This is a genomic window from Streptomyces sp. NPDC056580 (genome assembly GCF_042793175.1).
In the GTDB taxonomy this organism is placed as follows: Bacteria; Actinomycetota; Actinomycetes; order Streptomycetales; family Streptomycetaceae; genus Streptomyces.
This window is the reverse complement of record NZ_JBHTVE010000009.1, coordinates 394,768-409,046: the sequence shown is the minus strand read 5'-3', so window position 1 is coordinate 409,046 and position 14,279 is coordinate 394,768. Positions and strand designations below refer to the sequence as shown.

The window sequence follows — 14,279 nt, the reverse complement described above, 5'->3', positions numbered from 1 at the left end:
AGACCGGCAGCGCGTGGAGCGAGCTGTCGTGCCGGACCGCGGCGGTTGCGGTGACCGGCCCGGCCTCACCCGTGGCGGGGACGAAGCGCGAGGTCTCGGCCTCGGCCAGGAAGGCCTGGTGGTCGGCGCCGGGAGGAGGTGCGCCGCGGAGGACCGTGTGCTCACGTCGTCGCTGCGCGCGACGCAGCGCCGCTCCGCGACGGGGACGCGGGTGTGGATCGTCCAGGGTGAGCGAAAGGGTGGGCGCCTCCCGCGCGCGCCCACCCTGGAGTTGCTTCTTGCGAGCCTCGTTCTACTGGAAGTAGCTGGAGGCCTTCTTGTCGCCTTCCATGTACGTACCGCCGGACTGGGCGACGACGTGGCCGATCCCGGTCAGTGCCTGGTGGATGTCGTTCGCCTCCTTGTCCCAGCGGTGCAGCTTCTCGTGGAAGGTGTTCTGGGCCTGGCCCTCCCAGTACTGCAGGCTGCTCACCACCATCTTGCGGAGCTCCTGCAGGTCCTGCTCGAGCTGGCTCGCCTCGTTGCCGATCGTGGTCGCCGCGAAGTCGAGTCCGTCATAAGTGACTGACAGTCCCTCAGCGTTGTTGGCCATGCCTGTTTACCTCGTCTCGCCGATGTGTGCCTGTTGTGTGCGCCGGCTGCCCGGCGTTAGCTCTGGGTGCCGCCCGCCCCGGTGGGGGCGGAGCCTCAGTAGGAGCTGAGGGAGGAGGACTGGACCGTGGGAGCGCCGTCCTTGACGTCGATCTTGTTGACGGCGGCGCGCACCTCGTCTTCCTTGCTGTCCTTGATGTTGCGCGTCGCGGTCATCGCCTCGATGACGTCACCGAGGATGTCGCCGATGTTCTTCAGCGACTCGTTGATCTCGTACTGCTTCTTGTCGAACGCGGCGCGGCCGATGCCCTGCCACTGGCCCTCGAGGCCGTCGATGACGCCCTGGAGCCCGTGCACGCGCTTGCGGATGCCCTCGTACTTCTCGTACATCTTCTTCTGCAGGTGGATTACTGCGGCATCTTCGAGCTTCTGCTTGTCGGCCATGTCAGCCTGCCCTTTCTTGTCTGTCTCTTCGGTCCAACTGTTCCGGCTCACCGCCGCCGTGGTGCGGTACGGCGGTGAGCGCGCACTGCGTCGCCCTGTCCCCGGGGCACAGGGCTACAGACGACTGCCGACGTCACCTGGCACGCCGGGCCCGCATGACGGCAGCGCCTCCGCCGCCGATCACGAGGACCGCGGCGACGGCGCCGAGTGCGATCCAGAGGGTGTTGCCGCCGTCCGAGGACTCCGCGCCCGATCCTGCCGCCGAGGTGCTGCCGGCAGAACCCTTCGCGGGGGCTTGTGACGGGGTTGATGCAGAGGGGGAGGGTGCGTTGGAGGCGGCTGAAGTTCCTGCCTTGGCCAGGAGGTCGCCGCCGTTCTCCTTGGCGAGGGGGTCTTCGTGTGCGGGGCCCGCATCGAACTTGGCGGATTCGAGAACCAGACGGGGGCGGATCATTCCGTAGCCGCCGTACTTGCTCGGCTTCTCCTTGGGCCACTTGCGTCCGGCCGTGTCGATCAGGGACCGCGTGACCTGGTTCACCGTCCAGTCCGGATGCGCGGACCAGATGAGCGCCGCGGCGGCCGAAGCGAGTGCTGTCGCCGGGCTCGTGCCCTCGCGGTCGCAGTACGAACGAAAATTGGTGTCACACCAGCCCGGGAACCCCTGGCCGGGCGCTGTGAGGTCGACATAGCCACCGGACGACGAGAACTTCGACACCGTCCCGGTTTCGTCGGCCGCCGCGACTCCGACCACGTAGGGATAAGCGGCGGGATAGTCGATCAGGTCCTTCTTGGCGCTTTGACCGGCGTTGCCGACGGCGGCAACAAGCAACTTGCCCTTGGAGGCGGCATACTTGACCGCCTCTTCTTCTTCCGGATACAGGTAGCCGCCGAACGACATGCTGATGATCTTCGCGTCGGTGTCAGCGGCCGCCCTGATCGCTTGTGCGATCTTGGGTGTTTTCTTCTCTTCGCTCTTGCCCCCCGGCAGACCCTCGAGGTCGACACGGTAAGGAACGATCTTGGCCCCCGGCGCCAGACCCTTGAGCCCGCCGCCGGAACCCGTACCCGCGATCAGTTCGGCCATGGTGGTGCCGTGGCCGGTGAAGTCGTCAGTGGCCTTGTAAGCCACTGTCTTGGGCACCTCGCCGGTCAGCACCTGGCCCTTCAGGGAAGGCGTATCCGGGTTCACGCCCGTGTCGATGACGGCGACCTTGACGCCTTCACCGGTGCTGACCCGCCACATCTGGTCGGCCTTCATCGGTTCCAGGTACCACTGCTTCGACTGAGCGTCGTCCGCGGTGGCACTCGGGGCGAATCCGACGCCCAGGACGGCGAGGACTCCGACGAGCGCGCCTACGGTTCTTCCCGGCCCCGCGAAGCGCCTCCGTGTCGGCACGGTGTGGCCGACCTCCCGCCCGGTCCCTGGCTTCATCGTCTGCGTGTCCTCGCTCATGCTCAGTTGACCACCGGCGGCACATCGCGCCGGGGACTGTTGGGCAGGTGGGTCTCTTCGTCCTCGACCAAGTAGTCAGGGCGTGTAGATCGCTGTGCTTCCTCGTCGTCGGCCGGTTTCTGCTTGCCGCCGGCACCCCGGACAAGACCCGCACCGCCACGCGTCATGCCGTTACGCTCAGCGCCTGCCGCTGAGTTGCGGCCGGCCGGCCGGCCCGTGACGCCTTCGGACGCGGCCGCACCCGTACGGGAGCCGGCGGCCGCACCGGGACCGGACCGCGCGGCGGGCTCGGTCGCTCCGACGACACCACGCTGGCCGATCCGGCCGGCCGTGGGCCGGGCGTTGACGGCTTCCCCGCTGCCGACGACCGTGCCACGAGGAATCCTCGACCCGCCCTTCGAGACACCGCTGGTGCTCGAAGGACGCCCTCCGACGACTCCGTTGGACCGACCGGCGCCGGTCGTGGGCCCGCTGCTCGCTCGAGGCGCCGCCGTGCCTCCGGGCCGCGGCGTACCCCCGGTGACCGCTCGCCCCATCGAAGTCGGTTTCGCCCCGGAGGTGGTCCCGCCGGACGCGGACTGGCCCGTCGACGTGGCGCGGCCCATCTGGTTCATGGGCCCCTGGCCCGCGGATCGTCCGGATCCGGGACCGGCAGCCCCGGGGGCCCTGGTCCCGCCCTGAGCCGACGTGGGCGTGCGGAAGCCTCCGGCACCACTCAGGCCACGGCCGGCCGGACCGCCGGTCACGGGAGTTCCGAGCGGGCCGTTGAAAGGCGGGAACTGGCTGCCACCACTTGCGGGGGGTGTACCGGGGACCGGCGGGGTGTGCCCCGTCGAAGACGTGGTCGTGGTCGGAGGCAGTGTGCCGACGGTGTCGATGTTCGTCCCGACAGGCCGGTCCGGGACCTCCGTGTGCGTCGGGAGGTCCTGCGCGGGGGTCGGGACGTGGCCGGTCGGCGCCACGACGTGCCTCGTCGTCGGCGCGATCGAAGGATGGCCGGCCGGCACGCTCGCGGTCCCAGTCCGCTGCGGGGTGCTGGAGTCAGTTCCGCCGGAGACGTCACGCTGCGCCGTCTTCGGCTTCGGGACGCCCACGTCCGGTACATCCTTGAAAGTGGGAGCGTCGTCGTGCAGGACCTGCAGCTGCTCCCTGGAAACCGCGTAGTACGAGGCCAACCGGTTCATCTGGTTGATCGCCTCTTGACGGTTCTTCTCGACCTTCACGGCGTCGGCGTACTCTTCCTTGTTCGCCGCCTTCTCGACCGAGCTGTAGGCACTGGGGCGTTTGAGGTTCGCCGGGTCCCGGGGCGGCATGGCGCCACGCACGGAGGCGAGGCCCACCGCGGCCGCCGTGATCTGGTCGCCCGCGCCTCCCGCGAACGTACTCAGGTCGTACGTGCTCGAGACCAGCCCGGCGCCCCACTTGCGGAAGTCGTCACCCGCCTTGCCGACCCACGGGACTGTCTCGAACTGGCCCTTGAGTTCCTCAGCCGCCGCCTTGATGGCGTCTCGCGCGTCCCACAGGGCCTTGCCGGAGGACTCCAGGTCCTCCGGGTCCGTCTGCTCGACCAGATCGAGCATCTCGTTCAGAGAACGCTGCTCGAATTCGGTCCGGCTGACCATGGCCTCCGAGTACGGGGTAGGCGCAGCGGCGGCGCGGATCACGCCGTTGATCAGTTCCTTGAGGAAGCCTCCCCCGTGGGGGTGTTCCGCCGCATCCCGCGCGAGGTCCGTGAAGTTGTTCTGATGGGATACCCGATCGAGGTCTGCCTTGTGATTGTCGGTCATCGTCAGAACACCTCCTGCGTACCGTCGCCCGTGTGCGCACCGTCCTGCGGCGGATTCAGCTTCCGGATCTCCACCTGAATCTCCCAGAACCGCCGCCGCTGCTCCTCTTCGAGGTTGTCGAAGGTCCCCTTCGCACCCAGAACGGCGATACCGAGCGCCTCGATCTGCAGGTGCAGTGTCTTGGAGAGCGTGGTGAGGCGCTCGTGGACCGCGTTGAACGTGCCGTACAAGGCGTCCGCCTCGTGGAAGGCGCCGGCCGCGCTACTGAGTGACCCCTTGCGGATCGCCTGCTGCCCGAGGCGTGTCGGGTTGCCCGCCGACCCCTCCAGGTCCTTGAGTACGGCGTCCACCCGGCCCACGAACTTCTTCAGCGCGTCACCGCTGGCCTTCAGGTTCGCCGCTGACACGCCCCCCACCATGTCTGCCGGAAGCACGACGCTCCTCCCCGTTTCCCCGTACGGTCGCTCGGCCCTGACGGGCCGGGACCGACCATCCGCTCGCCGTACGTTCGCAAAGCGAGCCGCGTCTCACAACGCCTTTACCACTCTAGTCAACCTGCCCAACCGGTCCAACCGAGCATGTGTCTTGACTCGGTCACGAGTCAGCACCCGTGGCCATGGTTTGTCCGGTTTTCCTGTTTGCAGGTGATGGCGCACAGGGATCTTCATGGAACCTCTACAGGCGATCGGGCGGGCGGCACCGGCCACCGCCCATATGCCGGGCGGGAGTTGACGAAGTGGCGCGGTGGGGGCCCGTACGAGTGACGTCCGACCCGATAGGGGTCAGTGCGAACGAGGAGTGGACGGGCGGGAACCGGGGGTGCGCCGGGCCTCAACTCGGCAGCCGAAAGCTCGGGTTGTCATTCGCCGCCGCATTCCCGTGAAGGCACGTGGGGAGAGGCCGTGGGAGTCATGAAGGGCCGGCGGAGGCCGCATGCGCGCGCCCTCCCCGGGGCGCCCGCGGCGATCCCGGCAAGTAAGCTTCCTGCGTCTTTCTGTCATGCTCAGCAAATCCGGAGACTCGACATGCCCAAGTTCCGCAGGTCCGCCGCCATTTCGGCGCTTTCGGCGGTGACCGTCGGCGCCCTGCTCTCCGGTTGCTCGGCCTCCGTGAGCGTCGGCACGCCGAAACTGTCCGCCGGCAAACTGGCGTCCACGCTGTCCGCCAAGCTCGCCGCCACCACCGGGCGGCCCAAGCCGCACATCACCTGTCCCGAGGACCTCAAGGGCAAGGTGGGCACGACGACGCGGTGCACGCTCAGCGCGGACGACGGCAGCACCCTGGGCATCACGGTCAAGGTGACCTCCGTGGAGGACGGGAAGATCAACTTCGATTACAAGGCCGACGACAAGGTCTCGCCGGCCGCGGGCTGACGTCGTCCGGCCGGGGCCGCGGTTCGGCACGGCCGGCGAAGACGATGGGAAGCCGCCGCGCGGACGCGGCGGCGAACGGGGAGAGGCGGATCATGGCAGGGCCGGGAGCAGGACAGACGTCGGGCGAGGCGGGCGCGCGGCCCGTGGGGATGCGGCTGAATCACGTGCCGGCCGATCCGGGAGGCTCCGCGGGCCCCCCGCCGCTGCTCGGCGGGCAGAAGGACCTCGCTTCCTCCCCGGCCGAGAAGAAGGCCGCCGCGAAGGCGATCGAGGACCACATCGAGCCCGGCACCCGCAAGGCCGGCGACTGGGCGGACACCGAGACCGAATCGGCCGTCTCCGGGTTCCGCGACGGCTGGCACACGTCTGGGGCGCTGAAGAAGGCGCACGGGACCTGGGGCGAGCAGGTCCAGAACCTGATGAACATGCTCGCGTCCGACAAGGCGTCGCTGCGCGGCGCGAACACCGTGCTGCAGAACACGGACATCCAGACCGGTGCGAACGCCGGCTCGGTGTCGGTGCTCAGCGGCTACTGACGGGACCGCCGGGCGCGGTCGCCGTCCGGACAGCCGTCCCGACCGGCCCGCCGCCTTGCCATGACAACGGGGAACCCATGCCGAACTATCACGAGATCATGACGACCGACCTGTCCAGCCTCTCCACGGCGGCCGACCGCTGGGACGGGATGGCGGAGGAGTTCCACAAGCAGGAGACCGCCTACAAGCGGGACGTGCACGGCGTCTCCACCGGGCAGACCTGGACGGGGCTGAGCGCGGACGCGGCCGGCCGGCGGTTCGACGTCACGCTCAAGCAGTTCCAGGCCGCCCAGGTGGAGGCCAAGGCGGTGGCCTCGCTGCTGCGGGAGGCGCACACGCAGTTCACGGACCTGCGCAAGAAGCTGGAGTCGGCCCGGGCGGACGCGGTCGAGGCAGGCATGGCGGTGTCGGAAGCGGGCGTGGTCTCCTACGACACGGCCAAGCTCGGTGACGCCGAGCGCAACGCCCTGCACCACGACCCCGACTACCAGCAGTCCGTGCGCTCCGCCGTCGCCTCCTGGCAGCAGCACATCGACAGGGCCGTGAAGGACGTCGTCGAGGCCGACGCCCATGTCGAGACCGCGCTCAAGGCGGTGGTGCTCGACTCCGACCTGGACGACGGCACGCTCACCGGCTTCAACGGCCAGGCGCACAGCGGGATCGACAAGTACGTCGCCGAGTCGAAGAAGACACCCACCAAGCCGGACGGATGGGTCTCTACCGGGGAGACCGAGGCCTCGGGACCCGATGTCGGCGCCGAAGCCACCGGGCCGGACACCGGATCCGGGAAGATGGGCGAGGCCGAGGCGCACGCCGACCTCGGTCGCGCCGGCGCGAAGGGCTCGCTCACCAACGGGCCGGTGAAGCTCGACGGTGAGGCCGAGGCGTACGCGGGTGCCAAGGGCTCCGTGAGCGGCGGCGTCACCAACGAGGGCCTCCAGGGGGAGGCCGGCGCCCTGGCGGGCGGTGAGGCGTCCTCCAAGGGGCGCTTCGACGTCGGCCCGGTTGGCGTCTACGCACGCGCCGAGGGCATGGCGGGCGCCGAGGCGAGCGCGCACGCCGGGGCGGGCCTCGAAGGCTTCAACCTCGGCGGCGAGGCGTTCGCGGGGGCGAAGGGCGGCGGCGCCGTGGGCGCGGACATCGGCGGTATCGGGGCCGGTGTCACCGCCGAGGGATGGGCCGGTCCCGGGGCCGAGGCGAACCTCGACATAGGCAAGACCGAGGACGGGAAGTGGGAGTTCAAGACGAGTGTGGGCCTGTCCCCCGTCGTCGGTGGCGAGGTGGGCGTCGAGTTCACCGTCGACCCGGACAAGGTCACCCGCACCGCCGGCGATCTGGCCGATGCCGTCGGCGACGGTCTGAGCTCGGCCGGTCACGCCATCGGCAGCCTGTTCTGATCCGCACCTCGTCCGCACCTCCCCGGCCGACGGCGAGGGCGCACCGCTCCAGGAAGGAGGGCTCGCGATGACCACGAGCCTGCCGGTCCCGATCGACTTCGACCTGCCGGAGGGCTGGCGCGCGGCGCCTCCGGACGAGGTGGGGGCCCCCGGCGCCGCGTTCGTGGCGGTGCATCTGCCGTCCGACGGCGGGTTCACCGCGAACATCACGATCGACGGCGAGTTCCGTCCGGACCCGGCGACCCTGCCGGAGATCGCCGACGAGTCGGTGCGGCGCCTGGGCCGGGCGGTCACCTCGGTCGCGGTGACGGAACGGCGCGAGACGGGTTCGCCGGAGGCCCCAGGCCTCACCCAGAGGCTGTCCTTCTCCACCATCGCCGGCGGAGTGAGCCGCGACCTCGTCCAGTCCCAGGTCTACATGTCCATGCTGGACGTGTCCGATCCGCACAAGCGGGCGGTGATCCGGCTGATCCTCACCTCGACCGCGGCCCAGCACCCTGCGGTGCTCGACGACTTCAGCGACCTCGTGCGCACCGTGCGCCCGGGCGGCGGCGCGGCAGCGTGAACCGGTAGGCGGGGGCGGGCGGCCGGTTTGTTGTGCCGTCGGCGGTGTCCCTCGTAGGTTGAGCCCATGGCACTCTTCGACAGGCTGACCGGGACCCGGCGACCCGCGGACGGTGTCCCGCCGGCGCCGGCGGAGGAGTTGCGTTCGGCCCTGCTGGGGCTCAGCCGGCCGGACGCGCCGTACGTCGTCCGCTACGGCGCCGCGGAGGGCGCCGACGTGGTGGCGGAGTGGCGGATCGCGGAGCCCGCCTGGCAGAGCTTCTTCCTGGAGTCCCGGATCACGCATGCCGTGCGCATCCGGATGCGGCTGGACCGCGACGGCCACGAGGTGCGTGCCCTGGAGGAGCAGTGGGAGGTCACCCGGGTCGGGGACCCGCCGAGGCTCCAGGTCGCGTCGACGTACTCGCGCGGGCAGGACCGGACCGTCACCCGGCGGTGGACGGTCGGACGCGGGGACGACGGCCGTCCCGAGGCCACGGAGACCTTCCGTTTCGACGTCTCCGAGCTGCGCGACCCCCTGCGGGACACCGTTGTGAAGTCCGGCTGGACCTGGCGCGGGGTCGTGTTCGGCAAGCTGTGAGGCCGGGCCGGGGGAAGGTCAGCACCCGCCTTCGCGCACCCGCGCGGCCGGACGGCGCCCCCGCGGGAGGCACACGTCCGTCCTCGTCAGCGTGTCCACGAGCCGCCCTTGGGCCGCTCCGGGCGCCGGCGCCGTGCGTCGCGGACCGCCACGGCCGCGCCGGTCAGGCCCGCGACGAGGACCAGGCCGCCGACGACCACGTAGGTCGCCATACGGGTGTCGCGCTCCTGCGCCGTCTCGCCGAAGTGCAGCGGGGTGACCGAGGGGGCCTCGCCCCTGGAGACGCCGTCCTCCGGGCGCGGTGACTGGACGGGGTGTTCCGGGTCCACGTCGGTGAGCGCCTTCACCGGGTCCACCACGCCCCAGCCGACCAGCCGGTCGTTGCCCGGGATGGAGCGTTCGGCGGTCTGCTCGATCTGGGCGGTGACCTGCTGGGCCGTCCACTTGGGGTACTTGGCCTTCAACAGGGCCGCGACGCCCGCGACATAGGGTGCCGAGAAGCTCGTGCCGTTGTCGGAGCAGTGGCCGCCGCCGGGCACGGTGGAGATCATGTCGACGCCGGGAGCGGCGACGCCCACGAAGTCCCCGGACTGTGAGAACGCCGCCCGCTCGTTGTTGCGGTCGGACGCCGCCACCGCCAGCACGCCCCTGTACGACGCCGGGTAGGTCACCTTCACGTTGCCGCCCAGGCCGTCGTTGCCGGCGGAGGCCACGACCACGACCTTCTGGTTCAGGGCGTAGTCGACGGCCTGCTCGAGCCGGGAGTCCGGCCGGACCGCGTTGGCCGTGTCCTGGGAGATGTTGATGACGTCGGCGCCGGCCTGGACGGCGTGGCGGATCGCGTCGGCCAGGGTGAGCGCCGTGCCGTCGCCCTCCGCGTCGTTCTGCTTGATGGGGATGATGGTCGCGTCCGGGGCCAGGCCCACGAAGCCGGTGCCCTTGGCGGGCCGGGCCGCGATGATGCCCGCCACGCGGGTGCCGTGGCCGACGGTGTCCGTGGTGCCCGAGCTGTTGCCGCGCTCTATCTTCTCGCCCTTGGAGTTCTTGGGCGGCAGCAGGTTCTTGCCCCTGGACGCGTCGACGGCCTTGGTGAGCTGCGGGTTCTTGACGTCGACCCCGGTGTCGATCACGGCCACCCGTACGCCCTTGCCCGTCGACTGGGCCCACAGCGCGTCCAGGTTGACGCGCTGCAGTGCCCACGGCCGGCCCGTGTAGTTCTTCGCGGGGAAGGTGCACTGGCCGTCGTCCGCGTGGGCCGGTGCGGCGGGCAGGGCGAGGGTGGTGGTCGCGGCGGTCAGGAGCGCCGCGGCGGCCAGGGACGCGGCCCGCGGGGCGGTCCGGGCCGCGGTGCCGGGCGACTGCGTACCGGACTTGGGAAACATGGGTGCGTTCTCCTCCCCCGCCGCTACGAACCCTGCGGCTGCCGGGCCGCCGCCTCCGACAGGCGCGGGCCCGTCGGCAGGAACCTCGACCACTCGACGGGAACGGGCGTGGGCGTCACGTTCTCGTAGCCGAGGCGGGTCTGGGCGATCTTCGCCTCGCTCAGCTCCTCCTTGCGCCGCTTCGCGGAGGTGCCGATGCCCTGGTCGTCGGTGGTGCTGTCGCTGTTGGACTGCAGGGCGTAGCGCAGTCCGGTGTCGGTGACCAGGAAGACGCCGCCGGCCGTGGTCTCCGTGCCCTGGAACTGGCGGTAGAGCTGGCCGGACCCGGGGGTGACGTAGGCGCTGGAGGAGCCGGTGGGCAGCTGGGCGGGGAAGTCCTTGCCGACCCAGGTGGACAGGGTGGTGGCGCCACCCTTGGCGCCGACCGAACGCAGCACGTTGCACAGGGTGTTGCGGCCGCTGGTGGGGCTGGAGCCGTCGTTCACCGTCCTCGGCTTGTACGCCGGCCAGTTCCGGTCGCCGTCGAACGTGGTGCTGTCGACGACGGCGCCGGGGCTGACCTGCTGCGCCTCACCGGCCTGGCCCACGCCCACGAGGTCGCCGCTGTTGAGCAGGAGCGTGGCCGTGAACTCGGAGACGCGGGCCACCTTTCCCTTCAGCACGACGTAGTACCGCATCGTCCGCCCGTCGTAGGCCTTGATGACCTCGCCGACCTTGTCGTACTGGTGCAGCAGTGCGGAGGCGCCCGCCTTCTCGCCCGGGGTGCCCTGGATGGACGGGATGGACACCGGGTCGCCCTTGTGGAGGGTGTCGAGCCACTCCTGGGAGACGCGCTGCGGGGCGCGGCCCTGGGTGTCGAGGGCCTTGAGGAGTTCCTTGTCGGCCGGGTCGGCGATCTCGTACGCGGTGCCCCGTGCGTCGACCACGTACTGGGTGCTGCCGTCGGGGCCGACGACGTACATCAGGTCGCCGTGGGCGAGCTTGTCGCGCCCGTCCGTCCTCGACCACTCCTTCTTCGCGAGCACGAACGCCGCCTTCTGGATGGCCCGGCCGCCCTCGCCGGGGCGTTCGCAGACGGCCCAGCGCTTGGTGGCCGAGGCCTCGTCCGGGGAGGGCAGGCGGTCGGGGGCGTAGGGGATGCCGATGGTGGCGCCGTGCGGTGGCTTGCCGCTGTCGAGGATCTTCTCGTCGACGGTGATGACGCTGTCCTTGCCGGGGTCCAGCAGGAGCTTGGCGGAGGCCATGTTGAGGACGGGGTGGAGCTGCTTCTGCTCGCCGGTCTTCAGCACGACGTACCGGGTGGTGGACTCGCTCGCGACGATGACGTGTTCTTCCGGGGTGTCCCAGCCCTTGGGCGCGGTCGGGCTGAACATGCCGATCGCGCCGAACACCGCGAGGATCACGACGCCGACGACGAGGCCGGGCACCAGTGCCTTCAGCGGCTTCGGGGCGCCCTCCTCGGAACCGGAGGGGGAAGGCTGCAGGAAGGACGCCAGCGTGCGGCGCTTCGCGAAGGTGTAGGCGTTGAGTTCGTCCCGCCGTGATGCCATCTGTGTCCGCTCTCTCCCCGTGCGGAGCCGTGGGGGACCTGTGAAGATCCGTCCCCCGTCCTCGGTTTCCTCTGGTGCCTCGACTGTCAGACCCGGCCCCTACTATGCCTGTTGCGTGGACGTGCGTGTGGCACGGGTAGGGTGCTCACGGCTCGAAGGGACCGGAGCGCAAGGGAATTCGGGAGAGTTCGGGGGTTTTGGAGTGATGGCTTCCGCAACGCGGGCCCGGTCGCGATCGCAATCGGGGGCACGACCGGACGACGCGGGGCGGCCCGGTGCCCGCGGCTCCTCTCCCTCCGGGCGGCGTGCCGGGCAGGCCCCCGCGTCTCCGCAGGGCGCCTTCGCCCCGCATCCGGAGTCCCGTTCCGGGCGCGGCGGTTCGTTCGCGGTGCAGCGGCTGGTGCTGCTCGAGGCCGCGGCCGCGCTGGTGGTGTGCGGCTGGCTCGCCGGCACGGTCGCGCTGATCGCCGCCGCCGCGGTCGCCGCGGTGCTGGTGGTGCTCGCCGTCGTACGGCGCCGCGGGCGCTCCCTGCCGGAGTGGCTCGGCACCCTGCTGGCGCTGCGCGCCCGCAACCGGCGGGCCGCGAGCACTCCGGTGCCGGTGGGCACCGACTCCGGTCTGGCGCCCGCCGTGGAGTGCGACCCGTCCCTGCGCACGTACAGCTACAGCCGCGGTGACGACCGCGACCAGCGGCCCATCGGCATGGTGGGCGACGGCGGCTTCCTGACCGCGGTGCTCCAGGTGGAGTCGGACGCGGGCGCGCTGCGCGCGGAGCGCGGCCGCAGACCGCTGCCGGTGGCCCTCGTGCGGGACGTCCTCGAAGTCGACGGGATCCGGCTGGAGTCGGCGCAGATCGTGGTGCACACACAGCCCGCGCCCGCGCTGCACCTGCCGCAGCAGTCGGTGGTGGTCAGCAACTACGCGCCGCTGCAGGCGGAGACCGGCTCGCCGGCGGTGCGCATCACGTGGATAGCGCTGAAGCTCGATCCCGAGCTGTGCCCGGAGGCGGTGGCGGCGCGCGGCGGAGGGCTGCCGGGGGCGCAGAAGTGCCTGGTGCGTTCGGCCGAGCACCTGTCGAGTCGGCTGACCGGCGCCGGGTTCCGGGCGAGCGTGCTCACCGAGGAGGAGCTGACCGCGGCCATCGCCACCTCGGCGTGCGCCAACCCCATGGTGACGGCGCAGGCCGGGCGGGGCGAGGCGCCACAGCGCCGTACCGAGGAGTCCAGCCGGAGCTGGCGCTGCGACAACCGCCGGCACACCACCTACTGGGTGCGCCGCTGGCCGCAGTTGGGCGGATCCGGCGGCTCGCTGGCGCAGCTGGTGGCGCGGCTGACCGCGGTGCCCGCGCTGGCGACCACCTTCAGCCTGACCCTGGCCCGGGGCACGCAGCAGAACGTGTCCATCACGGGCCACCTGCGGATCACCGGTCGCAGCAACCAGGAACTGACCGACGCCCGGCGCGATCTCGAGCGTGCGGCGCGCGAGGCGCGGACCGGTCTCGCGCGCCTGGACCGGGAACAGCTCCCCGGCGTCCTGGCCACCCTGCCGCTCGGAGGTGCCCGCTGATGGCCATCACGACCTCGCCCGCCCAGCAGGGCGGACCACGTCCGGGAGCGGCCGCTTCGCGCGCGGGTCTCGGTGAGCGGCTGCGGACGGGCTTCGGCCTGCTGGGGCCGCGCCATCCGCGGCACACACTGCCCGTGGAGCAGGCCGACACGCTGTTCCTGCCGATCGGCGACGACGGTGTGGTGGTCGGCGTCGACACCGAGGGGCAGCCCGCGGTGCTCGGGGTCAACCGTCCGACGCCGTACGACATCGTGCTGATCGGCGGTCTGTGGACGGCCCAGGTCATGGCGCTGCGCGCGGCGGCCACGGGCGCCCGGGTGGCGGTGGAGACGGGGCGGGCCCAGGCCTGGATGCCGATGGTGCACGCGATGGGCGGCGGGCAGAACGGCCTCGCGGTGCACGACGTCGGCCGGGTGCCCCCGCAGGGCGCCTCGGCGGGGACGCCGGTGCTGGTGGTGCGGGACTGCGGTATGCGGCCGCCGCGTGGGCGGGTGGCGTCCGCGCCGTGGCAGTCGGTGCTGACGCTGCTGCCGTATCTGAGCCCGGTGGCGCCGCGGTTGATGCGGCAGGCGCGTCTGGTGGGCGTGCAGCGGGTGTCGCCGGACGAGGCGGCGGAGATCGGGCGGGTGCTGGCGCTGCCGCGCCCGGAGCTCGAGTCGCTGCCCACGCTTCCGGACGGCGTGACCCTGTGGTGCACCGAGCGGGACCGGCAGTACGTGATGACGCGGGCGACGGACGCCGAGACCGGACTGCTGGGTGTGGCACGCCGGATGGACTGACAGACGTCCAACTTGGCCTGTTTACGGTGCGGATTGGCGACTTTTGGCGTCAATTCCGGCAGTGCTGACGACTGGACGTGATGGGTTCTCGTCACGTTTTGGTGTACGTCCGTGTGTGCCGCGCCCCTCGTCGGCCCGGTGTCCGGCGCGGAGCGGGCAGGTAAGGGGCGGACGGGCCTGCCGGGCCCGCGCTTTTGGTGATTAGGCTGGGGCAGGGCGCGTCGCGAGTTCCCGCGAGCGGGCGGAACGGCTTCGTGGCCGGGGGGTTCAGCGGCC

14 protein-coding genes are annotated in these 14,279 nt (G+C 71.2%); 7 read left to right on the top strand and 7 right to left on the bottom strand.

Annotated features, from left to right (window positions below):
* Positions 1 to 292 precede the first annotated feature (292 nt).
* The 5 genes from ACFQ9Z_RS22570 to ACFQ9Z_RS22550 all read right to left on the bottom strand — a co-directional run bounded on the left by ACFQ9Z_RS22570 (position 293) and on the right by ACFQ9Z_RS22550 (position 4,682).
* Positions 293 to 592: a WXG100 family type VII secretion target gene (locus ACFQ9Z_RS22570; RefSeq protein ID WP_383021277.1), complete on the bottom strand. Its 300-nt coding sequence runs from the start codon at positions 590 to 592 to the stop codon at positions 293 to 295.
* A gap of 95 nt (positions 593 to 687) precedes the next feature.
* A complete protein-coding gene (locus ACFQ9Z_RS22565; RefSeq protein ID WP_383021273.1) occupies positions 688 to 1,035 on the bottom strand; it encodes a WXG100 family type VII secretion target in 348 nt (115 codons plus the stop codon).
* Positions 1,036 to 1,168: 133 nt separating this feature from the next.
* Positions 1,169 to 2,488, bottom strand: a complete 1,320-nt coding sequence (locus tag ACFQ9Z_RS22560; RefSeq protein WP_383021270.1) for a S8 family serine peptidase — start codon at positions 2,486 to 2,488, stop codon at positions 1,169 to 1,171.
* A 2-nt stretch (positions 2,489 to 2,490) separates the two neighbouring features.
* A complete protein-coding gene (locus ACFQ9Z_RS22555) occupies positions 2,491 to 4,275 on the bottom strand; it encodes a hypothetical protein (protein ID WP_383021265.1) in 1,785 nt (594 codons plus the stop codon).
* Between the two features lie 2 nt (positions 4,276 to 4,277).
* The gene (locus ACFQ9Z_RS22550) at positions 4,278 to 4,682 is read right to left on the bottom strand and encodes a hypothetical protein (RefSeq protein ID WP_383021260.1); all 405 of its coding nucleotides are present in this window, start codon (positions 4,680 to 4,682) and stop codon (positions 4,278 to 4,280) included.
* 618 nt (positions 4,683 to 5,300) lie between these two features.
* Here ACFQ9Z_RS22550 and ACFQ9Z_RS22545 point away from each other — a divergent pair.
* The 5 genes from ACFQ9Z_RS22545 to ACFQ9Z_RS22525 all read left to right on the top strand — a co-directional run bounded on the left by ACFQ9Z_RS22545 (position 5,301) and on the right by ACFQ9Z_RS22525 (position 8,725).
* On the top strand, positions 5,301 to 5,648 hold the full coding sequence (locus ACFQ9Z_RS22545) for a DUF4333 domain-containing protein (RefSeq protein WP_383021257.1): 348 nt from the start codon (positions 5,301 to 5,303) through the stop codon (positions 5,646 to 5,648).
* A gap of 92 nt (positions 5,649 to 5,740) precedes the next feature.
* Positions 5,741 to 6,184 (top strand): hypothetical protein, encoded by a 444-nt coding sequence (locus tag ACFQ9Z_RS22540; protein WP_383021251.1) that lies wholly within the window; start codon positions 5,741 to 5,743, stop codon positions 6,182 to 6,184.
* Positions 6,185 to 6,261: 77 nt separating this feature from the next.
* On the top strand, positions 6,262 to 7,581 hold the full coding sequence (locus ACFQ9Z_RS22535) for a hypothetical protein (RefSeq protein WP_383021248.1): 1,320 nt from the start codon (positions 6,262 to 6,264) through the stop codon (positions 7,579 to 7,581).
* A gap of 67 nt (positions 7,582 to 7,648) precedes the next feature.
* Entirely contained in the window at positions 7,649 to 8,146 is a 498-nt protein-coding gene (locus ACFQ9Z_RS22530; RefSeq protein WP_383021245.1) for a hypothetical protein, read from the top strand.
* Positions 8,147 to 8,212: 66 nt separating this feature from the next.
* A complete protein-coding gene (locus ACFQ9Z_RS22525; RefSeq protein ID WP_383021242.1) occupies positions 8,213 to 8,725 on the top strand; it encodes a hypothetical protein in 513 nt (170 codons plus the stop codon).
* A gap of 86 nt (positions 8,726 to 8,811) precedes the next feature.
* Here ACFQ9Z_RS22525 and mycP read toward each other — a convergent pair whose 3' ends face one another.
* On the bottom strand, positions 8,812 to 10,107 hold the full coding sequence (mycP, locus tag ACFQ9Z_RS22520; protein WP_383021238.1) for a type VII secretion-associated serine protease mycosin: 1,296 nt from the start codon (positions 10,105 to 10,107) through the stop codon (positions 8,812 to 8,814).
* A 23-nt stretch (positions 10,108 to 10,130) separates the two neighbouring features.
* Positions 10,131 to 11,657: a type VII secretion protein EccB gene (gene eccB / locus ACFQ9Z_RS22515; RefSeq protein ID WP_383021231.1), complete on the bottom strand. Its 1,527-nt coding sequence runs from the start codon at positions 11,655 to 11,657 to the stop codon at positions 10,131 to 10,133.
* A gap of 205 nt (positions 11,658 to 11,862) precedes the next feature.
* Here eccB and eccE point away from each other — a divergent pair, with 205 nt between their 5' ends.
* Together eccE and ACFQ9Z_RS22505 are read left to right on the top strand one after the other, a co-directional pair.
* On the top strand, positions 11,863 to 13,224 hold the full coding sequence (eccE, locus tag ACFQ9Z_RS22510) for a type VII secretion protein EccE (RefSeq protein ID WP_383021226.1): 1,362 nt from the start codon (positions 11,863 to 11,865) through the stop codon (positions 13,222 to 13,224).
* Positions 13,224 to 14,003 carry a hypothetical protein gene (locus ACFQ9Z_RS22505; protein ID WP_383021222.1) on the top strand — a complete coding sequence of 260 codons (780 nt, stop codon included), beginning with the start codon at positions 13,224 to 13,226 and terminating at the stop codon, positions 14,001 to 14,003. Before eccE ends, ACFQ9Z_RS22505 begins: the two co-directional genes overlap by 1 nt.
* The last annotated feature ends 276 nt before the right edge of the window (positions 14,004 to 14,279 follow it).